This window comes from Cellulomonas marina (genome assembly GCF_900111925.1).
GTDB classification, from domain to species: Bacteria; Actinomycetota; Actinomycetes; order Actinomycetales; family Cellulomonadaceae; genus Cellulomonas; species Cellulomonas marina.
Genome location: NZ_FOKA01000001.1, coordinates 272952 through 294788 on the forward strand (window position 1 = coordinate 272952; position 21837 = coordinate 294788).

At 76.4% G+C, this 21837-nt stretch carries 19 protein-coding genes and 2 tRNA genes; 10 read left to right on the plus strand and 11 right to left on the minus strand.

All coding sequences use genetic code 11. From position 1 onward, the window contains the following. Window positions 1-17 precede the first annotated feature (17 nt). Both malQ and BM048_RS01240 read left to right on the plus strand, forming a co-directional pair. Window positions 18-2153, plus strand: coding sequence for a 4-alpha-glucanotransferase (gene malQ / locus BM048_RS01235; protein ID WP_239078843.1), 2136 nt, complete (start codon window positions 18-20; stop codon window positions 2151-2153). Further along, window positions 2150-2758: a P-loop NTPase family protein gene (locus BM048_RS01240; RefSeq protein WP_090029972.1), complete on the plus strand. Its 609-nt coding sequence runs from the start codon at window positions 2150-2152 to the stop codon at window positions 2756-2758. The genes malQ and BM048_RS01240 overlap by 4 nt, the downstream gene beginning before the upstream one ends. Before the next feature lie 71 nt (window positions 2759-2829). Here BM048_RS01240 and pepN read toward each other — a convergent pair whose 3' ends face one another. Then, window positions 2830-5427 (minus strand): aminopeptidase N, encoded by a 2598-nt coding sequence (gene pepN, locus BM048_RS01245; RefSeq protein WP_090030437.1) that lies wholly within the window; start codon window positions 5425-5427, stop codon window positions 2830-2832. Between the two features lie 268 nt (window positions 5428-5695). Here pepN and BM048_RS01250 point away from each other — a divergent pair, with 268 nt between their 5' ends. After that, window positions 5696-6304, plus strand: coding sequence for a mycothiol-dependent nitroreductase Rv2466c family protein (locus BM048_RS01250; protein ID WP_275407343.1), 609 nt, complete (start codon window positions 5696-5698; stop codon window positions 6302-6304). Beyond that, the gene (locus tag BM048_RS01255; RefSeq protein WP_090029974.1) at window positions 6304-6945 is read left to right on the plus strand and encodes a hypothetical protein; all 642 of its coding nucleotides are present in this window, start codon (window positions 6304-6306) and stop codon (window positions 6943-6945) included. The genes BM048_RS01250 and BM048_RS01255 overlap by 1 nt, the downstream gene beginning before the upstream one ends. Window positions 6946-7044: 99 nt before the next feature. Here BM048_RS01255 and BM048_RS01260 read toward each other — a convergent pair whose 3' ends face one another. Further along, the gene (locus tag BM048_RS01260; RefSeq protein WP_090030440.1) at window positions 7045-9135 is read right to left on the minus strand and encodes a M13 family metallopeptidase; all 2091 of its coding nucleotides are present in this window, start codon (window positions 9133-9135) and stop codon (window positions 7045-7047) included. A gap of 49 nt (window positions 9136-9184) precedes the next feature. On the opposite strand from BM048_RS01260, the gene BM048_RS01265 reads away from it, so the two are divergent. Continuing rightward, window positions 9185-9631 carry a ribose-5-phosphate isomerase gene (locus BM048_RS01265; protein WP_090029976.1) on the plus strand — a complete coding sequence of 149 codons (447 nt, stop codon included), beginning with the start codon at window positions 9185-9187 and terminating at the stop codon, window positions 9629-9631. A 29-nt stretch (window positions 9632-9660) separates the two neighbouring features. On the opposite strand, the gene BM048_RS01270 is transcribed toward BM048_RS01265, so the two are convergent. The 4 genes from BM048_RS01270 to BM048_RS01285 all read right to left on the minus strand — a co-directional run bounded on the left by BM048_RS01270 (window position 9661) and on the right by BM048_RS01285 (window position 13291). Further along, complete coding sequence (locus tag BM048_RS01270) at window positions 9661-10866, minus strand: benzoate/H(+) symporter BenE family transporter (RefSeq protein ID WP_090029978.1); 1206 nt, start codon at window positions 10864-10866, stop codon at window positions 9661-9663. A gap of 48 nt (window positions 10867-10914) precedes the next feature. Beyond that, window positions 10915-12207 (minus strand): GNAT family N-acetyltransferase, encoded by a 1293-nt coding sequence (locus BM048_RS01275; RefSeq protein WP_090029981.1) that lies wholly within the window; start codon window positions 12205-12207, stop codon window positions 10915-10917. An 80-nt stretch (window positions 12208-12287) separates the two neighbouring features. Further along, window positions 12288-12944 carry a GyrI-like domain-containing protein gene (locus BM048_RS01280; RefSeq protein ID WP_090029982.1) on the minus strand — a complete coding sequence of 219 codons (657 nt, stop codon included), beginning with the start codon at window positions 12942-12944 and terminating at the stop codon, window positions 12288-12290. Next, window positions 12941-13291, minus strand: coding sequence for an MGMT family protein (locus tag BM048_RS01285; protein WP_239078842.1), 351 nt, complete (start codon window positions 13289-13291; stop codon window positions 12941-12943). The genes BM048_RS01280 and BM048_RS01285 overlap by 4 nt, the downstream gene beginning before the upstream one ends. Window positions 13292-13396: 105 nt before the next feature. Between BM048_RS01285 and BM048_RS01290 the strand changes: the two genes are divergently transcribed. Then, on the plus strand, window positions 13397-14509 hold the full coding sequence (locus BM048_RS01290; protein ID WP_090029986.1) for an LLM class F420-dependent oxidoreductase: 1113 nt from the start codon (window positions 13397-13399) through the stop codon (window positions 14507-14509). Here BM048_RS01290 and epsC read toward each other — a convergent pair. From epsC to BM048_RS01310, 4 genes are all read right to left on the minus strand, one after another. After that, a complete protein-coding gene (gene epsC, locus BM048_RS01295; protein WP_090029988.1) occupies window positions 14500-15087 on the minus strand; it encodes a serine O-acetyltransferase EpsC in 588 nt (195 codons plus the stop codon). The two genes, BM048_RS01290 and epsC, sit on opposite strands and share 10 nt — an antisense overlap. A gap of 145 nt (window positions 15088-15232) precedes the next feature. Beyond that, window positions 15233-16168, minus strand: coding sequence for a cysteine synthase A (gene cysK / locus BM048_RS01300; RefSeq protein WP_090029990.1), 936 nt, complete (start codon window positions 16166-16168; stop codon window positions 15233-15235). Window positions 16169-16862: 694 nt separating this feature from the next. Continuing rightward, window positions 16863-17186, minus strand: a complete 324-nt coding sequence (locus tag BM048_RS01305) for a hypothetical protein (protein WP_090029992.1) — start codon at window positions 17184-17186, stop codon at window positions 16863-16865. Between the two features lie 109 nt (window positions 17187-17295). Further along, complete coding sequence (locus BM048_RS01310; RefSeq protein ID WP_175499168.1) at window positions 17296-18147, minus strand: DUF4214 domain-containing protein; 852 nt, start codon at window positions 18145-18147, stop codon at window positions 17296-17298. A gap of 111 nt (window positions 18148-18258) precedes the next feature. Here BM048_RS01310 and BM048_RS01315 point away from each other — a divergent pair, with 111 nt between their 5' ends. Continuing rightward, on the plus strand, window positions 18259-19152 hold the full coding sequence (locus BM048_RS01315; protein WP_090029996.1) for an alpha/beta fold hydrolase: 894 nt from the start codon (window positions 18259-18261) through the stop codon (window positions 19150-19152). On the opposite strand, the gene BM048_RS01320 is transcribed toward BM048_RS01315, so the two are convergent. After that, window positions 19121-19194: transfer RNA gene (locus tag BM048_RS01320), tRNA-Gly, on the minus strand. The genes BM048_RS01315 and BM048_RS01320 overlap by 32 nt on opposite strands. 105 nt (window positions 19195-19299) lie before the next feature. Between BM048_RS01320 and BM048_RS01325 the strand changes: the two genes are divergently transcribed. The 3 genes from BM048_RS01325 to BM048_RS01335 all read left to right on the plus strand — a co-directional run bounded on the left by BM048_RS01325 (window position 19300) and on the right by BM048_RS01335 (window position 21742). Continuing rightward, complete coding sequence (locus BM048_RS01325) at window positions 19300-20247, plus strand: Ppx/GppA phosphatase family protein (protein ID WP_308439517.1); 948 nt, start codon at window positions 19300-19302, stop codon at window positions 20245-20247. 36 nt (window positions 20248-20283) lie between these two features. Continuing rightward, a tRNA-Pro gene (locus tag BM048_RS01330) sits at window positions 20284-20357 on the plus strand. A gap of 173 nt (window positions 20358-20530) precedes the next feature. Further along, entirely contained in the window at window positions 20531-21742 is a 1212-nt protein-coding gene (locus BM048_RS01335; protein WP_090029998.1) for a baeRF2 domain-containing protein, read from the plus strand. Window positions 21743-21837 lie beyond the last annotated feature (95 nt).

Consider the following 21837-nt stretch of genomic DNA (forward strand, 5'->3'; position numbering starts at 1 on the left):
GATGGCAGGATCGACGCGTGACCGACGACGTGGACCACCCCTCCGACGCGCTGCTCCGCCTCGCCGAGCTCCACGGCATCACGACGGACTTCTGGGACTACCACGGGCGTCGCCAGACCCCGTCGGCGTCGACGCTGCGGCACGTGCTCGGGGCGCTCGGGGTCGACGCCGGCTCCCCGGCGCTCGTCGACCTCGCGCTGCGCAACGCGGAGGACACCCCGTGGCGCCAGGTGCTGCCGCCGTTCGTCGTGACCCGCCAGGGCCGGTCGGTGCACGTGCCGGTGCACGTCACCGACGGCGACCCGGTGCGCGCGTGGGTCGAGATCGACCCGGACGCGGGCGGCGGCCGCCGTGACCTGGAGCAGGCGGACGCCTTCGTCGAGCCGCGCACGGTGGACGGCCGCCGCGTGGGGCGGGCGACGTTCGCCCTGCCCGACGACCTGCCGCTGGGCTACCACGAGGTCGTCGTGGAGGGACCCAGCGCGCAGGGGCACAGCCCGGCCGTCGTGACGCCGGCCCGGCTCACGCTGACGCCGGCGCTCGGCGACAGCGAGCGGGTGTGGGGCCTCATGGCGCAGCTGTACTCCGTGCGCTCGCGCGACTCGTGGGGCGTGGGGGACCTCGTCGACCTCGCCGACATCGCCTGGCTCACCGGGCGCGAGTGCGGCGCGGACTTCCTGCTCATCAACCCGCTGCACGCGGCGGAGCCGACGACGCCGATGACGCCGTCGCCCTACCTGCCCACCACGCGCCGGTTCGTCAACCCGCTGTTCGTCCGGCCCGAGGCGGTGCGCGAGGCGGCGTACCTGTCCTCCGCCGACCGTGCGCTCGTCGAATGGGCGGCCGAGCCGGCCCGCGCGCTGAACACCGACACCGGGCCGATCGACCGTGACGTCGCGTGGACGGCCAAGAAGGCGGCCCTCGAGGTCGTGTTCGCGGCGCCGCGGACGGGTGCCCGGCAGCGGGCGTTCGAGGCCTACTGCGCCGAGGAGGGCACGGGCCTCGACACCTTCGCGCTGTGGTCCGCACTGGCCGAGCGCTACGCGGGGCAGGACTGGCCCGACGAGGCGTGGGACCTGTCCTCGCCGCTCGTCGCCGCCGCCCGCACGGAGCTGGCGGACCGCGTCGAGTTCTTCCGCTGGCTGCAGTGGGTGGCCGACGAGCAGCTCGCCGCCGCACAGGCGGCCGCGCGCACGGGCGGCATGGCGCTCGGGATCATGCACGACCTCGCGGTCGGCGTGCACCCGGGCGGTGCCGACGCGTGGGCGCTGCGCGACGTGCTGGCGCCCGAGGCGTCCGTCGGCGCGCCGCCGGACATGTACAACCAGCAGGGCCAGGACTGGTCCCAGCCGCCGTGGCACCCGCAGGAGCTGGCCCGCGCCGGGTACCGGCCGTGGCGGGACATGCTGCGCACGATCCTGCGGCACGCGGGCGCCATCCGGATCGACCACGTCATCGGCCTGTTCCGGCTGTGGTGGATCCCGCGCGGGCAGTCCCCGGCCCTCGGCGCGTACGTCAAGTACGACCACGAGGCGATCGTCGGCATCCTCGCCCTGGAGGCGCACCGCGCCGGCACGGTCGTCATCGGCGAGGACCTCGGCACGGTCGAGCCGTGGGTGCGCGACTACCTGTCCGAGCGCGGCGTGCTCGGCACCTCGATCCTGTGGTTCGAGTACGACGACCAGGGCGGGCCGCTGGCGCCGGAGAAGTGGCGGCGGCTCGTCCTGGCGACGGTGACGACGCACGACCTGCCGCCGACCGCCGGCTACCTGGCCGACGAGCACGTCGCGATCCGGGAGCGGCTCGGGCTGCTCACCGAGCCGGTGGACCAGGTCCGCGCGCAGGCGGCCGAGGAGCGCGAGCGGATGCTCGGTCTGCTGCGCGGGCGCGGGCTGCTCGGCGAGGACCCGAGCGAGCGCGAGGTCGTCGAGGCGCTGCACCGCTACATCCAGGCGTCCCCGGCGGCCCTGCTGGGCGTCTCGCTGGCCGACGCGGTCGGCGAGCGGCGCGCGCAGAACCAGCCCGGCACGGACCAGGAGTACCCGAACTGGAAGGTCCCGCTGGCCGACGGCTCCGGGCGCCCGGTCCTCGTCGAGGACCTCGTCGAGAGCTCGCGCCTGCGGTCCCTGGCCCGGGTGATGAACGGGTCGTGACCGCCGCGCCGCGCCGCGTCCGCGTGGTCGGGAACTCCGGTGCCGGCAAGACGACGCTCGCCCGGCGGGCGGCCGACGCGCTGGAGGTTGCGCACCTCGAGCTGGACGAGGTCTTCTGGCAGGCCGGTTGGCTGCACCGCGACCCCGCGGAGGGGCGCGCGCTGGTCGCCGCCTTCCTCGCCGGGCCGGGCCGCGAGGGCTGGGTCGTCGACGGCAACTGGCGTTCGCGGCTGCTGGGCATGCTCGACGACGAGGCCGACCTGGTGGTGTGGCTCGACCTGCCGCGGCGCGTCGTCATGCGTCGCGTGCTGGGTCGCACGCTCCGACGGGGTCTGACGCGGCAGCCGTTGTGGCACGGCAACAGGGAACGGCTGAGGAACCTGCTCCTCCGCGACCCCGAGCAGAACGTGGTGCTCTGGGCCTGGACGCAGCACCACGCCTACCGGGCGCGCTACGGCGCGCTGCACGCGGCGCAGGCCGTCCCGCCCGCCGCCTCACGGACGGCGAGGCCAGGGGCCACCCCCTCGTCGGGGCCGTCCGTCCTGCGCCTCTCCTCGGCCCGCGAGGTCGACCGCTGGCTGCGGTCGCTCCGCCGCACGGGGTGATGGCGTCGGGCCGGGTCCTGAGGACCCGGCCCGACGTCCCGCGTCAGGAGGGGCGCACGCGGCACCGGACCTCAGCGGCGGCGGTCGGCCTCCTGCGCGGCGACGGCGCGACGGACGCCGTCGCGCGCCTCGACGACCAGGCGTCGCAGCGCCGGTGCGGCGTCGGGGTGGCCCTCGAGCCAGGCGTCGGTGGCGGCCAGCACGTCGACCTCCGGGTGCCCGGCCAGGGCCGTCGGGTAGAGGCCGACGACGACGTTCTGCGCCATCTCGTTCGTCCGCTCCGCCCACACCCGCTCGAGAGCCTCGAAGTACGGCTCCACGAACGGCACGAGCAGGCCGAGGTCGTGCACGCGGCCGAAGCCCGCGATCGTCGCCGCCTGGACGGCGTTGGGCAGGTCGTCGGTGTCGACGAGGCGGGCCCAGGCCTGCGCCTTGGCCTCCTCCGACGGCAGGGCGGCGCCGGCCGTGGCCGCGGCCCGCTGCCCCGTGGCCGTGGCGTCCTGCTCGAGCTGGGCGTCGATCTCGCCCTGGCCGGCCCGACCGCCCGCGACGAGCGAGACCAGCAGCTCCCACCGCAGGTCCGTGTCGACGGCGAGGCCCTCGGGCGTCGCGCTGCCGTCGAGGACACCGGCGACGGCGTCGAGCTGGGCGGGCGTGGCCGCGCGGGCCGCGAAGGCCTTGACGAGCTGGAGCTGGGTGTCCGATCCGGGCTCGGCGGAGCGGGCCAGCTCCAGGAGCCGGTCGGCCGCCGCCGTGCGGACCTCGTCGCGGTGCTCCGGGGCCACGTAGAGGTCCAGCGTCGTCGCGAGCTGGCGCAGCAGCACGAGGACGACGGAGGAGTCCGTCTCGGCCGCGACGTTGCCGAGCACGAGCGCGGCGAAGTCCCGGGCCGGCGTCTCGGCGTCGCGCGTCGCGTCCCAGGCCGCGCCCCAGACGAGGGTGCGCGGCAGCGAGTCGTCGAACGCGTCCAGCGAGGACACGGCCGCCGCCAGCGACTCCTCGTCCAGGCGGACCTTCGCGTAGGCCAGGTCCTCGTCGTTGACGAGCAGCAGCGGCGGGCGCGGCTGCCCGACGAGCTCGGGGACCTCGGTCCGCTCGCCGTCGACGTCGAGCTCGACGTGCAGGACGCGCTCGAGCCGGCCCGAGGCGTCGTCGAGCGCGTAGCCGCCCACGGCGAGGCGGTGCGGCCGCTGGACCGGGTGCTCGTCGGGCACCTCCTGGAGGATCGCGAAGGAGGCGATGGTGCCGTCCTCGGCCGTCGTCACCTCCGGACGCAGCAGCGTGACGCCCGCCTGCTCGAGCCACAGCCGGGACCAGGCGGCCAGGTCGCGGCCGCTCGTCGTCTCCAGCTCGGTCAGCAGGTCGCGCAGCTCCGTGTTGCCCCAGGCGTGCTCGGCGAAGTACGCGCGCACGCCGTCGAAGAACTGCTCACGCCCGACCCAGGCGACGAGCTGCTTGAGCACGCTGGCGCCCTTGGCGTAGGTGATGCCGTCGAAGTTGACCTCGACGTCCTCCAGGTCGCGCATGTCAGCGACGATCGGGTGCGTGCTGGGGAGCTGGTCCTGCCGGTACGCCCAGCTCTTCTCCAGCGAGGAGAAGGTGGTCCACGACGAGGTCCAGCGCGTGACCTCCGCGGCGGCCAACGTCGAGGCGTACTCGGCGAACGACTCGTTGAGCCACAGGTCGTCCCACCAGCGCATGGTGACGAGGTCCCCGAACCACATGTGGGCCAGCTCGTGGAGGATCGTCGTCGCGCGTCGCTCGACCGTCGCCTCCGGCACCTTGGAGCGGAAGACGTAGGACTCGAGGAACGTCACCGCGCCGGCGTTCTCCATGGCGCCGGCGTTGAACTCCGGGACGAAGAGCTGGTCGTACTTCGCGAACGGGTAGGGGAAGTCGAACTGCTCCTCGTAGAACGCGAACCCGGCGCGCGTGACGTCGAGGATCGCGTCGGTGTCCAGGTGCTCGGCCAGGGAGCGCCGGCAGTACACGCCCAGCGGGATCGTCCGGCCGTCGCTGCTCGTCAGCTCGCCGTGCTCCGCGTGGTACGGCCCGGCGACGACGGCCGTGACGTACGACGAGAGCCGCGGCGTCGTCTCGAACCGCCATACGGCAGTGCCCTCGTCGCGGCCGCCGTTGGCGTTGACGCCGCCCTCGACGGGCTCCGGCTCACCCACCTGCGGGTAGTTCGACACCACGGTCCAGTGCGCCGGTGCCGTGACGGTGAAGGCGAAGGTCGCCTTGAGGTCGGGCTGCTCGAAGACCGCGAAGACGCGGCGGGAGTCCGCCACCTCGAACTGCGAGTACAGGTAGACCTCGTCGTCGACAGGGTCGACGAACCGGTGCAGGCCCTCGCCCGTGTGCATGTAGTCGCAGTCCGCGACGACGAGCAGCTCGTTGCTCGCCGCGAGCCCGTCGAGCCGGATCCGGGAGTCGCCCACGACGTCCGCCACGTCCAGCGCGCGGCCGTTGAGCACCACCTCGTGCACCGCCGGTGCGATGAGGTCGACGAACGTGCCCGCCCCCGGCGTCGCGTCGAACCGGATCAGCGTGCGGGAGCCGAAGGTCTTCGGGCTCGTCGTCAGGTCCAGCGCGACCTCGTACGACTGCGTCCGCACGACCGCGGCACGCTCCCGCGCCTCGGCACGCGTCAGGTTCTCTCCAGGCACAGACGACTCCTCGGGGTCCTCGCACGGTGGGCCCCGCGGGCGGGGCCGTCGACGTCCGCGATCCTTCCACGTCCCCCCGACACCCCTCGCGTGCACGGTGTCGTGCACGGTGTCGTGCGCGGTGTCGTGCGCGGTGTCGTGCACCGTGTCGGCGTGCGCGCCGGGCACCGCGTCGGCGAGACTGCTGCGGTTCGGCCCACGACGGCAGCGCTCTCGAGGAGGCACGGTGACGACGACGACCGGCACGGCGGACGCGACGACGCAGGAGGTGCTCGCGCAGCGCCACCGCGTCGACTTCTGGTTCGACCCCGCCTGCCCCTGGGCGTGGATGACGTCGCGATGGATGGACGAGGTCGCCGCGCAGCGCGACGTGGACGTGCACTGGCACGTCATGAGCCTGGCGGTGCTCAACGAGGGCCGCGACCTGCCCGAGGGCTACCGGCGCATGCTCGACCAGGCGTGGGGCCCGGTGCGCGTGCTCGTCGCCGCCGCGGCCGCGCACGGGGACGGCGTGCTCAAGCCCCTCTACGACGCGATGGGCACCCGCCGGCACCCCGGCGGCCGCAGCGACCTCGACGCGATCACCGCCGAGTCGCTGGCCGAGGTGGGCCTGCCGGCGGATCTCGCGGACGTCGCCGGCGGGGACTCCGTCGACGACGCGCTGCGCGCCTCGCACCAGGGGGCCATCGACCTCGTCGGCGAGGACGTCGGCACGCCCGTCGTCGCGATCGACGGCACCGGCTTCTTCGGGCCCGTCATGACCCCCGCGCCCACCGGCCCCGCGGCGGCGCGCCTGTACGACGGGCTCGTCCTGGCCACGACCGTCCCCGGCTTCTACGAGCTCAAGCGCTCGCGGACGGCCGGGCCCCAGTTCTGATGGGCGCCGCGGCACAGCCGCCGCCGGTGCCGCCCGGGACGCCGGCGCCGGTGGCCCGGCGCGGGCCCGGCGGTGGTGTCGTCGCGCTCGCGGTCGTCGTCGCGCTGCTCGTGGTCGCGTTCCTCGTGGTGGCGGGCCTGACCCTGTTCGGCGGCACCTCACCGAGCGGATCGGGCACGCAGACGGGCACGCAGACGGGCACGCAGACGGGCACGGGCACGGACCCGTCGGCGGCACCGGCGCCGGCCACCGGCGGCGCCGTACCCTCCGGGTCGGCGGCGACGCCGACGGCCGACCCGGGGCCGGCCGCGTTCCGCCTGCCGAGCGGCAACATCTCGTGCGACATGACGGAGGAGACCGTGACCTGCACGATCGGCTCCTACCGGTGGACGCCGCCGGAGGACCCGTCCTGCACGGCCACGCGCGGGCCCGTCGTCGTCCTGGACGCCTCGGGCGTCACGCTTCCGTGCCTCGACGCGGCACCCGCACCGGCGGCGGACGCGGCCGTGCTCGACTACGGCTCGACGAGCACCGTGGGGGACTTCACCTGCACGAGCGGGACGGACGGCGTGACGTGCGCGCAGGCGGGCACCGGGACGGGGTTCCGGCTCGCGAGCGGCGAGCTGGTCACGCTGCCCTGACGCGGGCCTCGCGGCGTCCGCCGACGAGCGCCGCGTCCCCTGCGCCCGCACCCGCACCTGCTCCCGGGTCCGGCGCCGACGCGCCGGACCCGGCAGGGGTCACCAGATCCGCACGCGCTCCTCGGGCGCCCGGTACAGGGCGTCGCCGGGCTGCACGTCGAACGCGGTGTAGAACTCGTCGAGGTTGGCCACGACGCCGTTGCAGCGGAACTCGTCGGGGGAGTGCGGGTCGGTCGACATCCGCCGGACCAGCTCCTCGTCGCGGTACTTCCCCTGCCACGACTGCGCCCAACCGATGAACGCGCGCTGCAGGCCGGTGAGGCCGTCGAGCACGGGCGCCTCCTCCAGCGGGGTGCCGAGCGCGAGGGCGTAGGCCTTCAGCGCGATGGCCAGGCCGCCGAGGTCGCCGATGTTCTCGCCGATCGTCAGCGCGCCGTTGACGTGGTGCGAGCCGCCGAGCTGCGCGGGGGAGAAGGCGTCGTACTGCGCGATGAGGGCCTTCGTCCGCTGCTCGAACTCCTGCCGGTCGGCCGCGGTCCACCAGTCCTCGAGCCGGCCGTCGCCGTCGTACTTCGAGCCCTGGTCGTCGAACCCGTGGCCGATCTCGTGGCCGATGACCGCGCCGATGCCGCCGTAGTTGACCGCGTCGTCCGCCTCCGCGTCGAAGAACGGCGGCTGCAGGATCGCGGCGGGGAAGACGATCTCGTTCATCCCCGGGTTGTAGTAGGCGTTGACCGTCTGCGGCGTCATGAACCACTCGTCGCGGTCGATCGGGCGCCCGATCTTCGCCAGCTCGCGGTCCTGCTCGGCCGCCGACGCGCGCCGGACGTTCCCGAGCAGGTCGTCGGGCGCGACCTCCAGCGCCGAGTAGTCGCGCCAGCGGGCGGGGTAGCCGATCTTCGGCGTGAACCGCTCGAGCTTGGCCAGCGCGCGCTGGCGCGTCTCCTCGCCCATCCAGTCGAGCCCCGTGATGGACCGGCGGTAGGCCTCGACGAGGTGCGCGACGAGCACCTCCATCCGCTCCTTGTGCGAGGGCGGGAAGTGCCGCGACACGTACACCTCGCCCACCGCCTCGCCCAGCGCGCCCTGGACCACCGACACGCCGCGCTTCCAGCGGTCCCGCAGCTGCTGCGCACCGGTCAGCCGGCGCCCGTAGAAGTCGAAGTTCGCCTCGACGAGCTCGTCGGTGAGGTACGGCGCCCGCGCGCTGACGACGTGGTACGCCGCCCACGCGCGCCAGTCCTCCAGGTCCGCCGACGCCCACAGGGCCGCAAATCCCGTGGCGTAGGACGGCTCGCGCACGACGAGGCGGTCCATCGCCCCCTCGGGCGCGCCCAGCGCGGCCACCCAGGCGCGCCAGTCGAAGCCCGGTGCATCGGTGACGAGGTCCGCCAGCGTCGTGGCGTTGTAGGTCAGCTCGGCGTCGCGGTCCTTCACGACGTCCCAGTGGTGACCCGCGAGCCGCGTCTCGAGCTCGACGACGCGCGCGGCCAGGGCCTGCGCGGCGTCCTCCTCGGCAGCCACGCCGCCCAGGCGCAGCATGCGCGCGACGTGCGGGCGGTAGGCCGCCAGGACGTCCGCGTGCGTGGCGTCGTGGTAGTACGACTCGTCGGGGAGGCCCAGGCCGTCCTGGGTGAGGTGCACGACGTAGCGCTCGGGGTCCTTGGCGTCGTTGTCGACCCAGAACCCGACGGCCGAGAGCGCCCCGGCGCGCTGCAGCGTGCCGAGCGCCTGCGTGAGCTCCTCCCGCGACGACGCGGTCAGCACGGGGTCGAGGTCCGCGGCGAGCGGCGCCAGCCCGGCCGCGGCGATCGCGTCCGTGTCCATGAAGGACGCGTAGAGCGCGCCGATCTTGGCCTCGACGCCGCTCGCCGTCCCGGCGGCCACGCGCTCGCCCGCCTCGGTGATGATGTCGCGGACCTGGACCTCCGCCTCGTCGTGCAGGCGGCGGAAGGCACCGTCCGCGGCGCGGTCCGGGGGGATGACGTGGCTCGCGAGCCACCGGCCGTTGACGTGCCGGAAGAGGTCGTCGGCGGGGCGCACGGCCGGGTCGAGGGCGGCCGGGTCGATGCCGCTGCGGGTGCCGGTGGCGGTGGGCGCGGAGTCGGGCGCGGAGTCGGGCGCGGAGCCGGGCGCGGAGGCAGGCGCGGTGTCGGGCCCGGGGGCGGGCTCGTGGGTGGGCTCGGTCATGGCGCCAGCGTAGGCGCGCAGCCCGTGGCGGGTGCGGCAGGATGACGCCATGCGCATCCACATCGCCTCCGACCACGCCGGGTACGAGCTCAAGACGGCTCTGGTGGAGCACCTGCGGGACCAGGGGCACGACGTGGTCGACCACGGGGCCGACACCTACGACGCCCTCGACGACTACCCGCCGTTCTGCTTCGCGGCGGGGGAGGCGGTCGTGGCGGACCCGGGCAGCCTCGGGGTGGTCATCGGCGGGTCGGGCAACGGCGAGCAGATCGCGGCGAACAAGGTGCGCGGCGTGCGGGCGGCGCTGGCGTGGAACGCGGCGACGGCGGTGCTCGCGCGGCAGCACAACGACGCGAACGTCGTGTCGATCGGGGCGCGGCAGCACACCATCGACGAGGCGGTGGAGCTCGTCGACACCTTCGTCGCCGAGCCGTACAGCCACGACCCCCGCCACCAGCGGCGCATCGACCTGATGTCGGAGTACGAGGCCCGCTGACGGCCCGGCCGCCCCGCCGCCGCCCTGGCTCAGCCCCGGCGGCGCGCGAGGGCGACGTGCACGACGACCCCCGCGAGCAGGCCCCAGAACGCGGCGGACACGCCCGCGACGCTGATGCCCGAGACGGTGACGAGCAGCGCGGCGGCGGCCGGGGTGCGGCCCTCCTCCGCGCCGAAGGCCCCCGCCAGCGACGAGGCGAAGGTCGGCACGAGCGCCAGGCCGGCGGCCGCGGCGACGAGGCCCGCCGGTGCCTGCAGCGCCACCGCGGCGGCGGCGGCCGAGCCGACGCCGAGAACGAGGTAGCCGAGCCCGGCGGTGACGGCGGCCACCCACCGGCGGCCGCGGTCCGCCCCGGCCTCCGGCCCCGCGGCCAGTGCGGCGCTGATGGCGGCGAGGTTCACGGCGTGCCCGCCGAAGGGCGCCGCCAGGGCGGTGCCGACGCCCGTCACGAGCATGACCGGCCGCAGCGGCGGCGTGTAGCCGAAGCCCCTCAGCACGGCCAGGCCGGGGATGTTCTGCGAGGCCATGGTCACGACGAACAGCGGCAGGGCCACCGACACGAGCGCGGGCAGGCCGAGCTCCGGGGCCGTCCAGACGGGGGCGGGCAGCAGCGTCGCCCCGCCCAGCCCCGACCGCTGCTCGGCGACGACGGCGACGGCCACCGCCAGCGCGATGGCGGCGGGCGTGGCCCAGCGCGGCGCGAGCCGCAGCACGACGAGCCACACGAGCACCACGGGCCCGACGAGCGCCGGGGCGTCGACGGTCGCCGTCACGGGCCGCAGGCACAGCGGCAGCAGCACGCCCGCGAGCATGGCCTGCGCGACGGGGACCGGGATGCGGCGGACGAGCGCCTCCAGCGGCCGGACCAGTCCGACGAGCGCCAGCAGGAGGCCGCACAGGAGGAACCCGCCGACCGCCTGCCCCCAGCCGCCCGCGGCCGCCCCCGTGCCGGCCAGCAGCGCGGCGCCCGGCGTCGACCACGCGACGGTGACGGGCATCCGCGTCCGCAGCGCCAGCACGAGCGTGGCCCCGCCCATGGCGACGGTGACGGCCAGCAGCCCGCTCGCGGCCTGCGCCGGGGTGGCGCCCACCGCCCGCAGGCCGTCGAGGACGACGGCGAAGGCGCTGGTGAAGCCGACGACCGCGGTGACGAGCCCGGCCGGGACGGCGTGGCCGCGGGCACCGGCAGCGGCGTCGGCGGGCGTGGCGTCTCGGCGGCGGCTCGTCGGGGGCACGGGCGGCGACGCTAGCCGGTCGGGCCCGGCCCGCGGGTCACCGTGCGGTCACCAGACCCAGCTGCACACCGGAGCGACCGGCCAGCGGGCGGCCACGTCCAGCCTCCGGAGCGCGGACGACTCGCCCGTGAGCAGCCCGGCCCGTGCGAAGGCCTCGAAGGACCGGCCGCCGAGGTAGGCCGCCCCGAGCTCGCGCACGTCCAGCCGGACGGCGGGCCTGTCGTCGGTGCGCTCCAGCCGGGCGTCGCGCAGGCCGTCGGCGTCCGCCGCGCCGGTGACGAGCCGCCAGCGCCCCGCGTTGCCGGGCAGCAGCGCGTCGGTGAGCTCCAGCACGACGTCGACGTCGCCGCTCCAGCGCCGGGCCGCCACCGCCGCGGGCAGGTCGAGCAGCCGCACCCAGAGGTTGTCCGCGAGCGTGGCGCGTCCCCGCGGGTCGACGAGCAGCGCGGCCAGGGGGTCGTCGAGCGCGAGGCCCGGGGTGCGGACCGTGGCCGTCAGGTCCAGGTCGAGCAGGAACGACCACAGCCGGTGGGCGGCGGCGGCGTCGCGCGCGGCGAGGTCGCGGACGCGGACGGTCGCCGCGGCGCCGGTGGCCTCCCACTTCTCGGCGCGGGCGAAGAGCGCGTAGGCGCGGACCTCCCCGTCCGGTGCCGCGACGGTCACGAGGCGCAGGGGCTCGGCGCCGTCGCGCCAGGGCACCGGGTCCAGGAAGACCCGGCGGCGCAGGACGTCCGTCTCCCGCGTCATCCAGCCCGGCCGGTCCGCGCAGGCGGCGTGCACGGCCTCGACGACGGCGGAGTCGCGCTCGACGTCGGCCGTCCGCAGCTGCACGGTCAGCGCGGCCGACCCGGGGACGTCGCGGAGGGCGGCGCCGCGGGGGAGCGTCCAGGTGGCCGAGTCGGCGGCGGACCCGTACCCGAAGCGTCCGTAGATCGCCGGCTCGGCGGCCCACAGCGCCGACACGGGCTCGCCGCGGTCGAGGCTGCGCGCCAGGTGCGTGGCGATCATGCTCCGCAGGATCCCGCGGCGCCGGTGGTCGGGCCGCACGCCCACCCAGGTCAGGCCAGCGCAGGCCACGGACCCGCCGGGCACCGGCAGCCGGAAGGCGTAGGAGCCGTGCACGGCGGCCAGCGTCCCGTCGGGGGCCTCGACCGCCATCGCGCGCTCGAACGGGACCGTCAGGGGCAGCTGCGCCTCGAGCTCCGGGGTGCTCGGCATCGCGAACGCCAGGCCGTCGACCTCGCGGTACTCCGCCTCGCGCTCCGGCGGCACGGTGACGGTGCGGTACCCGTCGGGGAGGGCGGGGGCGACGACGACGGGCGCGGGCGTGGTGGTGACCATGCCCGCATCGTGCCCGGCCGCACCCGCAGGCGGCACGTCCTTTCCTCGGCGCCCGGTGCCGCCTGACGCCACGTGAGTGGTCAGCCGCCGGCGGGGGCGGCGTCCGCCCGCCGCACGGGCTGCCGGAGCAGGGTGCGCAGGCGCTCGGGCGCGGTGCGTCGCGGGTCCGCGAGGTACACCTCGTGGTGCCGGCCGGTGGGGACCAGCCCGTGCTCGGGCAGGAAGGCCCCGTGCAGGTCGGCGAGGACCGGCCCCTCGTCGTCGTAGGGGCCCACGTGCAGCGTCTGCGCGCACAGCCCCTCGTCGAGCGCCTCGAGCCGCACGTGGTCGAGCGGGAGGGCGGGGCGACGGCGGGCGAGGTCGTCCCGCGCCGTCGCCACGAGCTCGACCGGCGCCCACGGCGGGACGAGGAGCAGCAGCGTCCACCGCCACACCGTCTTGTCCCGCCGGGAGGTGAACGCCCGCAGGTCGTCCGCCCACCACAGCCCCTCGAGGGGCGGGACGACGTGGACCCGGCCGGTCTCGCGCCGGGCCGCCGCCCGGAGGGCGTAGGCCAGGGGGTACAGCACGGCGAGCGCCGCCGGGTAGGCCGGCACCGTGTCCGGGTCGCCCGCGCCGTCGACCGCGAGGTAGGTGCGGGGCGGCACCTCGAGCAGCCGTACCACCCCGCGGCGGCCGCGGTACTCGTCGAGCGTGCGCCGCAGGTCCGTGGCGGGCGGTGCGCCGGAGCCGCTCATCGGTCGGCAACCCCTGCGTCGTCGGAGGGGAACCACGCCGCCGCCCGCAGCGCGACGCGGCGGCCGTCCGGCGCGAGCGGGGTGCCCTCCGCGTGCAGGTGCGCGAGGGCGCGGTCGGCGTGCCGGGCGGGCGGGCGCCCGGCGGCGTCGACGACGCGCCACCACGGCACGCCGGACCCGGCCCGCGCGAGGACCCGCCCCGCCTGGCGCGGCCCGCCGCGGCGCTGTCCGCCCGCCGCCTCGAGCCGGTCGGCCGCGGCCTCGGCGAGCGAGCCGTAGGTCGTCGCCCGACCGGGCGGGATGGCCGCGACGAGGTCGAGCACCGTCTCCAGGTACTCCTCGTCCACGGGAGGGACCCTAGCGACCCCCGGCTCACCGCCCGGCGCTGCCATGGGCCGCTACCGTGGCGGTGGTGGCACGGCGACGGGGCCGGCGCCGGAGGGGACGGGCACGTGGACGACCGGGACGCAGCGCCCGCGCTGGGGTACCACACCGGCTACTGGTCGGCGGGGCCGCCAGCGGGCGTCGCGGAGGCGGTCGCCGGGGCCGACGCGCTCGGGCTCGACTCCGTCTGGACGGCCGAGGCCTACGGCTCCGACGCCTTCACGCCGCTGGCGTGGTGGGGTGCGGGCACCCGGCGGGTCCGGCTCGGCACGGCCGTCGCCCAGGTCGACGCGCGCACGCCGACGGCCACGGCCATGGCCGCGATGACGCTCGACCACCTCTCCGGCGGGCGGGCGGTCCTGGGCCTGGGGGCGTCGGGCGTCCAGGTCGTCGAGGGCTGGTACGGGCGGCCCTACGCGCGGCCGCTCGCCCGGACGCGCGAGTTCGTCGCCGTGGTGCGCCAGGTCCTGCGGCGCGAGGGGCCCGTGCGCGCGGACGGCGAGTTCTACCGCCTGCCGCTCCCGGAGCCGGAGGGCAGCGGCCAGGGTCGCGCCCTGCGCCCGACGCTGCACCCGCTGCGTGCCGACCTGCCGGTCCTGCTGGCCGCGCAGGGTCCGCGCAACGTGGCGCTCGCGGCGGAGATCGCGGACGGGTGGCTGCCGCTGTTCGTCACCCCGTCCGCCGACGAGCGGGTCCGCGAGCAGCTCGCCGACGGCTTCGCGCGCCGAGACCCGCGGCTGCGGCCGCCCGAGGCGTTCGAGGTCGTCGCGACGGTCCCGGTGGCCCTCGGGCCGGACGTCGAGAGCGCGGCCGACCGGGTGCGGCCCTTCGTCGCCCTGTACGCCGGCGGCATGGGTGCGCCGGGCGCGAACCACCACCGGGCGGCACTCGACCGGCTCGGGTTCGCCGAGGTGCTCGACGAGGTCGAGGCCCGCTTCCGCGCGGGGGACCGGGAGCGGGCCGCCGCCGCCGTGCCCACGGAGCTCGTGCGGGAGGTGGCGCTCGTCGGGACGCCGGCGGACCTCACCGAGCAGGCCCGGCGCTGGTCCGGGTCCGTCGCGACGACGCTGGCTCTCCAGACCGACCCGGCCGACCTGCCCGCCGTCGTCGGGGCGCTCCGGGCAGCCGGGCTCGGAGGCGGCGCGGACGGCGCGGCGCGGCCCGCGGCGGGTCAGATGTAGATCGCGGGGTCGTCGACCTCGGCGACGAAGGGCGGCACCGGCGCCGGCCGGCGGCGCACCGTCGCCGGGACGCCCACCGCGGTGCTGTCCGGCGGCACGTCGCGGATGACGACGGCGTTCGCGCCGATGCGCGCGTCGTCGCCCACCCAGACGGGCCCGAGGACCTTGGCCCCCGCCCCGACGACGACCCGGTCGCCGAGCGTCGGGTGCCGCTTGCCGTGCCGCATCGACGTGCCGCCCAGCGTGGCGCCGTGGAAGAGCACGACGTCGTCGCCGACGACCGCCGTCTCGCCGACCACCACGCCCATGCCGTGGTCGATGAACAGCCGCCGCCCGAGCACCGCCCCCGGGTGGATCTCCACACCGGTCGCGCTGCGCGTGGCCTGGCTGAGCAGGCGGGCGGCCAGCCGCAGTGCGGGCACCTGCCACATGCGGTGCGCCAGCCGGTAGACCCACACGGCGTGCACCCCGGGGTAGCCGAGCGCCACCTCGAGCAGGCTGCGCGCGGCCGGGTCGTGGTCGCGGGCGGCCCGCAGGTCCTCCTGCAGCGTGGCCAGGAAGGGCGGGTGCGTGGTCATGCGGTGCCTCGGATCGGTGGGGGCGGATCGGTGGGGCGGATCGGTGGGCGGGGCGAGCGACGGGCGTGCGCCCCTCGTCGGCCGCGGTGGGCGGGCGACGAGGGGCGCACGAGACCCCGGTGCTCGGGACCGGTGAGCGGACCGGTCAGTCCATGAGGTCGGCGTAGAGGATCGTGGACAGGTACCGCTCCCCGAAGGACGGGACGATGACGACGATCGTCTTGCCGGCGTTCTCCGGCCGCTGGGCGAGCTGCGTCGCGGCGTGCAGGGCGGCGCCGGAGGACAGGCCGACCAGGAGGCCCTCCTCGGCGGCGGCCCGGCGGGCGACCTTCACCGAGGTCTCCGCGTCGACGTCGATGATCTCGTCGTAGACCTCGCGGTCGAGGATCTCCGGGACGAAGTTCGCGCCGATGCCCTGGATCTTGTGCGGGCCGGGGGCGCCGCCGTTGAGGATCGGGGACTCGGCCGGCTCGACGCCCACCACCTGCACGCCCGGCTTGCGCTCCTTGAGCACCTGCCCGACGCCCGTGATGGTGCCGCCCGTGCCGATCCCGGCGACGAAGATGTCGACCGCGCCGTCGGTGTCTGCCCAGATCTCCTCCGCCGTGGTCGCGCGGTGGATCGCGGGGTTGGCCGCGTTGGCGAACTGGCGCGCGAGGATCGCGCCCGGCCGCTCGGCCGCGATCTGCTCGGACCGCGCGACGGCACCCTTCATGCCCTCGGAGCCGGGGGTGAGGATGAGCTCGGCGCCGAACGCGCGCAGCAGGGCCCGCCGCTCCTTCGACATCGTCTCGGGCATCGTGAGGACGACGTCGTACCCACGGGCCGCGCCGACCATGGCCAGGGCGATGCCGGTGTTGCCCGACGTCGCCTCGACGATCGTGCCGCCGGGGGGCAGCTCGCCGGACTGCTCGGCCGCGTCGATGATCGCGACGCCGATGCGGTCCTTCACCGAGTTCGCGGGGTTGTAGAACTCGAGCTTGGCCAGCACGGTGGCCTGCGCGCCGTCCGTGATCCGGTTGAGCCGGACCAGCGGGGTGTTCCCGATGAGCTGCGTCGCGTCGTCGTAGATGCGGGCCATGGTGGGTCGTTCTCCTTCGAGGAGGGTGAGGGGTGGGTCCGGCGCGGCGCCGGGGTGGTGCGGCGGTGCGGCTGCGGGTGTGGGTGCCGGGACGTCCTCCCGACGAGGGCCGTGCGGGGCCGCGTGCGCGGTGGATGCCGGGCCGGCGACGGGACGTGCAGGCCCCCGGGGCGAGCGCCGGGTCCGGACGGGCTGCTGCAGGGCAGCCCCACCCTCGCACGGAGGGGGACCGGCGCTCTAGCGACAGCGACAGGGGCGGCCGACGACGGCGTCGGCGGACGGGCACGTGCACGGGCGGCCGGCGGTGCGGTGCAGCACGCTCGTCCCCTCCCATGAGATCGGTGCCGTGTCGGTCATGTGCCGGTCATGTGCCGGTCCTGCATCCGTCCCGGTGCGGACGGCCGGGTCGCGAGCCGCGGCCGGACGGCGTCCCTGGCAGGACGACGAGCGGGGACCGCGGGCGCGGCGACGGTACCCGTAACGACGGAGGCCCCGCAAAGATGCCCGCGACGCGTCACCCCGTCCGGGTGACGCCGGCGTGGCGCCGCCCCCGGACGACGACGAGCCCCCTCCGTCGACGGGAGGGGGCTCGGGCGCCGTGGCCGGCGGGACGCGGCCGACGGCGGGTCGGCAGCGGGTCGGCAGCGGGTCGGCAGCGGGTCGGCAGCGGGTCGAGCAGCGGGTCAGGCAGGGGTCAGCAGCACGGCTCGACGCGGGCGACGAGCTCGGCCACCTCGCCACCCGTCATCGCGACGGACGTCTTCGCGGTCTGCATCCAGACGGCCTCGCTCATGACGTGCCCCTCGACGTGCTCGACCTCGCACGCGTCCGTGCCCTCGAGCGGGGTGACGTGCCAGGTGCCGACGCGGCCGGTCGCGGTGTCCGTGCCGCGCAGCACGACGACCGCGCCGCGCGCGCCGGGCACGGCGTGCGGCGTCGGGAGGGCGGCGGCGGCGTGAGTGGCGGGGGAGGTGCCGGCGACGAGGGCGGCGGGAGCGGTGAGGACGGCGGTGGACATGGCGTGCTCCGGTGGGTGCGGTCCGTGCCGACGGGGGGTCGACCCCCTCCCATCGGCACGCACGCCGCCGGACCTGAGCCCTCCGGCGAGGTCGTCCTCCCGGTGCGCGTCAGCCGCGCGCCGCGACGGCCCGGGCCTCGTCGGAGGCGGCCAGCGCGACGCCGAGATCCTCCGGGTCGAGGCCCTGGTGCAGCGCGAAGAGCCAGCCGTCGAGCCCGTCGCGCTCCGGCTCGCGGCCGAGGTACGCCGCGTAGAGGTCGGTGACGAGGAGCGTGAGGTGCTCGTCGCCCCACAGCACCCGCGGCCCGAGCCAGCAGCCGTACGTCCACGGGTACAGCGCGTTCTCCAGGTGGCCCTTGCCGTACCAGTACCAGTACTCCTCCCGCTGGATCGGCCGGCGCAGCAGGTCGGCGTACAGCGCCTCGGACACCTGCAGGCCGCGGTCCCGGGCGTGGTCGTGGTACTCGAGCGAGGCGACCGCCGCCTGGACGACCTGCAGCCGCGTGAAGCCCCGGTCGAGCATCCCGAGCCAGTACGTCAGCTCGGCGGCCGTCGCCTCCCGTCCCAGCAGCTCCCGGTAGGTCCCGGCGACGAAGGTCGTGCGCGCCTCGGGACCGGCCAGCACCGCCGACGCCACCGCTGCACGGGGTACGCCGGCGGCCTGCGCGGCCGACCAGTGCTCGACGGCCCCGGGCTCGGGGTCCCGGCCGACCCCGACGCGGTACAGCGTCGTGAGCCACCGCTGCACCGCCGCGTCCAGCGCGTCGGCGGTCGCCGCGGCCCCGGCCGGTGGCGGCGCGACGTCCGCCGCCGTGGCCGGCACCGCACCGAGCGCGCCCAGCGCCAGCGCGGCCCCCACCACGGCGGTCCCGACCGGCCGGCGTCGTCGCGCGGCCTCGACCGTGCCCCGCGACGTGCCCCGCGACGTGCCCCGCGACGTGCCCCGCAGCGTGCCCCTCACCGTGCCCACCTCCCCGACCGGTGGCGCGCCCCCTTGCGCGTCGTCCTCACGCTGCCCCCGGCCGGTCGTGCGCGACAGGGACCGAGGTCCCGGCGCGTCTACGGTGACGGGGTGCGCGGCGACGGGAACGACGGTGACGGGCGGGACGACCCCGCGGCGGGCCTCCGGGTCACGGAGGTCGGCACGGAGGGACCTCGGGTGGTCCTGCTGCACGGCCTGTTCGGGCGGGGGCGCAACTTCACGCAGGTCGCCAAGGCGCTGACGCCGGAGCTGCGGTCCGTCCTGGTCGACCTGCCCAACCACGGCGCCTCCGCCTGGACGACGACCGTCGACTACCCCGTCGTGGCCGGTCTCGTCGCCGACCTGCTCGACGAGCGCTACGCCGCCGACGGGCCCGTGCACCTCGTCGGGCACTCCATGGGCGGCAAGGTCGCCATGGTGCTCGCCCTGACGCGGCCGGACCTCGTCGAGCGGCTCGTCGTCGTCGACATCGCGCCGGCCGAGAGCAGCGGGGCGGGGGAGTTCGAGCACCTGCTGGCGAGCCTGGCCGCCCTGCCGCTCGAACGGGTCGTGCGGCGCTCGGACGCGGACGAGCTGCTGGCCCCCGCCGTGCCCGACGAGCGCGTGCGGCTGTTCCTCCTGCAGAACCTGCGGGCCACGGACGGAGGGTTCGCGTGGGAGCCGAACCTCGCGCTGCTGCGCCGGGAGCTGCCGACGATCGGTGGCTTCCCGGAGGTGCTGCGGCCCGACGGCTCCGCGGCGACCTTCGACGGGCCGGTGCTGTGGGTCGCGGGGGAGCGCTCGTCGTACGTGCGCCCGGAGCACGCGGCACCCATGCGCCGGCTCTTCCCGCGGACGCGGTCGGTCACCGTGCGCGGCGCCGGGCACTGGGTGCACTCCGAACGGCCCGACGCCTTCGTCGACGTCCTGCGGGCGTTCCTGCTGCCTCGTGGCAGCGCACCGATGGTGGATGTGGAGCGGACGACGGGAATCGAACCCGCGTAGCCAGTTTGGAAGACTGGGGCTCTACCATTGAGCTACGTCCGCGCTGGTCAGGGGCGTGTGACGAGGGGCCCGCAGGGAGCCGCCCGAGCCGTGCCGCCCCGGATGCCGCGCCCAGGGTAGCCGCTCGCCGCCGCTAGGGTCGCGCCCGTGACGGAGGACCTGCGGCTGGGCGTGCTCGACATCGGCTCCAACACCGTGCACATGGCGGTGGTGGACGCGCGGCACGGGGCACGGCCCAGCCCGGTCGGCTCCGCACGGCGCGTGGTCCGGCTCATGCGGTACCTCGACGGCGACGGCGGGCTCGTCGACGAGGGCGTGGCGCTCATCCTCGACGCGGTCGACGCCGGGCTCACCTTCGCCCGGGAGCACGGCGTGGACGAGGTGCTGGCGATGGCGACCTCGGCGCTGCGCGAGGCGACGAACGGGCCCGAGGTGCTCGCGGCCGTGGAGGCGCGCGTCGGCGCCGCCGTGCAGGTGCTGTCCGGGCCCGACGAGGCCCGCCTGACCTTCCTCGCGGCGCGGCGCTGGCAGGGGTGGGCCGCCGGGCGCCTGCTGCTGCTGGACATCGGCGGCGGGTCGCTGGAGATCGCGTCGGGGATCGACGAGGAGCCGGACGTCGCCCTGTCCCTGCCGCTGGGGGCGGGGCGGACCACGCGCGCCTTCCTGCCCGACGACCCGCCCTCGCCGGACGACCTCAAACGGTTGCGGGAGCACGTGCGCACGACGCTGGCCCCGGCCGTCGAGGCGCTCGCGGCCGTCCCGCGGCCGGACCACGTCGTCGCCACGTCCAAGACGTTCCGGTCGCTCGCGCGGCTGGCGGGGATGCAGGTCGACGTCGTCGGGCGGGACGAGCGGTGGCGCATGGGCCGTGCGCAGCTCGCCGACTGGGTGCCGCGCCTGGCGCGCCTGGCCCCCGAGGCGCGGGCCGAGCTGCCGGGCATCACCGCGGAGCGGGCGCCGCAGATCCTCGGCGGTGCGGTGGTGGCGGCCGAGACGATGCGGGCGCTCGACGTCGACGGCGTCGAGATCTGCCCGTGGGCGCTGCGCGAGGGGGCGCTGCTGCGACGGCTGGACCGCATCGACGACCGGCGCTGACGCGGCCCGTGCGGGCGTCACTACACTCGCCCCGCACGGGATGTGGCGCAGGTTGGTAGCGCGTCCGCTTTGGGAGCGGAAGGTCGTGGGTTCGAATCCCGCCATCCCGACGACGAGGGCGCGCCGCCGGCCTCCGCGGCAGATGACGTGCCGGGTATGCGGTGGCAGGTCAGGTCCGTGACGAGCAGAGTGGGCGGGGAGCCGGTGCCGGCGGCACCGGTCACGGCCGCGGGGCTCGGGGGAGCGCGCGGCCGTCCAGAGCGAGACCCGGAGGTCCACACTGATGAAGCTCGACTGGATGAAGCCCCTCGTCGGACGCAGCGGCCCGTTCGCGACCGTCCACCTCGACGCGACGCGCGCCGACACGCGCAGCGAGCGCGAGCTGCAGGACCGGTGGCAGGGGCTGCGGCGCGACCTCGTGCAGCAGGGCGCGGCCGAGGACGTGCTCGCGCACCTCGACGAGGTCGTCACCGAGCCGACGGGAGTCGGCGGCCCCCACGGCCGCGTGCTCGTCGCCACGGCCGAGGGCGTCGTCCTCGACCGCGTCCTGGCGGTGCCGCCGACCCGCGACGAGGCCTGCTGGGGTGCGGAGCCGGCGCTCCTCGGTGCGGCGCTGGCCACGGACGGCGAGGTGGCCCACCTGCTCGTCGCCGTGGACCGGTCGGGGGCCGACCTCACGTGGTCGCACGGCGTCACCCCGGGCGGCGCGCCCGACCGCACGGTCGAGGGCGGGCACGACGAGCTGCGCAAGGTCCCGACGGGCGGGTGGTCGCAGCGGCGGTTCCAGAGCCGCGCCGAGGACTCGTGGGAGCGCAACGCGGCGGCCGTGGCGGCGGAGGTCGACCGCCTGGTCACCGAGCGGCGCCCCGAGGTCGTCGTGCTCACGGGTGACGTGCGGGCGGTGGCGCTCGTGCACGAGGCGCTGGGGGCGGCGGCGAAGGAGCTCGTCGTCGAGCTGTCCGGCGGGTCCCGGGCCGACGGGGTCAAGGAGGACGTGTTCGCCGACCGCGTGCGCGACGTCCTCACGGCCGTCCGCGCTCGGCGGCGCGAGGGCGTGCTCGACCGGTTCCGGGCGGAGCGGGGGCGGGCCGGTGCGGCCGTCACGCAGCTCGGGGACGTCGTCGAGGCGCTGCGCCGAGCCCAGGTGTCGGAGCTCGTGCTCGACGAGCGCACCGCCCAGCCCGGGTCGCCGCTGGCCGACCGCACCCTGTGGGTGGGCATCGACCCGCTGCAGATCGGGCTGTCGAGGGCGGACCTCGACGCGCTCGGCGTGCCGGAGGCGGACCAGCACGAGCTGCGCGCCGACATCGCGCTGCTCGACGCGGCCGTCGGCACGGACAGCGGCGTCACCTTCGCGGACGCGGGGTCGGTCGACCTCGTGGACGGCATCGGCGCGCTCCTGCGCTACGAGGACGCGTCGACGCCCGACGAGTCCCTGCTGTCGATGGGAGGCGACACGCACCGCCAGGGCCGCCACCACGACGTGGCGCGCTGAGCCGGGCCCCCTGTCCGACCGCCCGGGTCGGAGCACGCTGATCGGGGCGGGCGGGTCCTGACGTACCATCGAGGGTCGCGCGCGCGGCGAGCGCA

Excerpts from the sequence above, each read along its gene's own strand:
- BM048_RS01255 (WP_090029974.1), top strand. The coding sequence starts at position 6,304 with ATGGGCGCCGCGGCACAGCCGCCGCCGGTGCCGCCCGGGACGCCGGCG.
- BM048_RS01260 (WP_090030440.1), bottom strand. The coding sequence starts at position 9,135 with ATGACCGAGCCCACCCACGAGCCCGCCCCCGGGCCCGACACCGCGCCT.
- BM048_RS01265 (WP_090029976.1), top strand. The coding sequence starts at position 9,185 with ATGCGCATCCACATCGCCTCCGACCACGCCGGGTACGAGCTCAAGACG.
- BM048_RS01275 (WP_090029981.1), bottom strand. The coding sequence starts at position 12,207 with ATGGTCACCACCACGCCCGCGCCCGTCGTCGTCGCCCCCGCCCTCCCC.
- BM048_RS01280 (WP_090029982.1), bottom strand. The coding sequence starts at position 12,944 with ATGAGCGGCTCCGGCGCACCGCCCGCCACGGACCTGCGGCGCACGCTC.
- epsC (WP_090029988.1), bottom strand. The coding sequence starts at position 15,087 with ATGACCACGCACCCGCCCTTCCTGGCCACGCTGCAGGAGGACCTGCGG.
- cysK (WP_090029990.1), bottom strand. The coding sequence starts at position 16,168 with ATGGCCCGCATCTACGACGACGCGACGCAGCTCATCGGGAACACCCCG.
- BM048_RS01305 (WP_090029992.1), bottom strand. The coding sequence starts at position 17,186 with ATGTCCACCGCCGTCCTCACCGCTCCCGCCGCCCTCGTCGCCGGCACC.
- BM048_RS01335 (WP_090029998.1), top strand. The coding sequence starts at position 20,531 with ATGAAGCTCGACTGGATGAAGCCCCTCGTCGGACGCAGCGGCCCGTTC.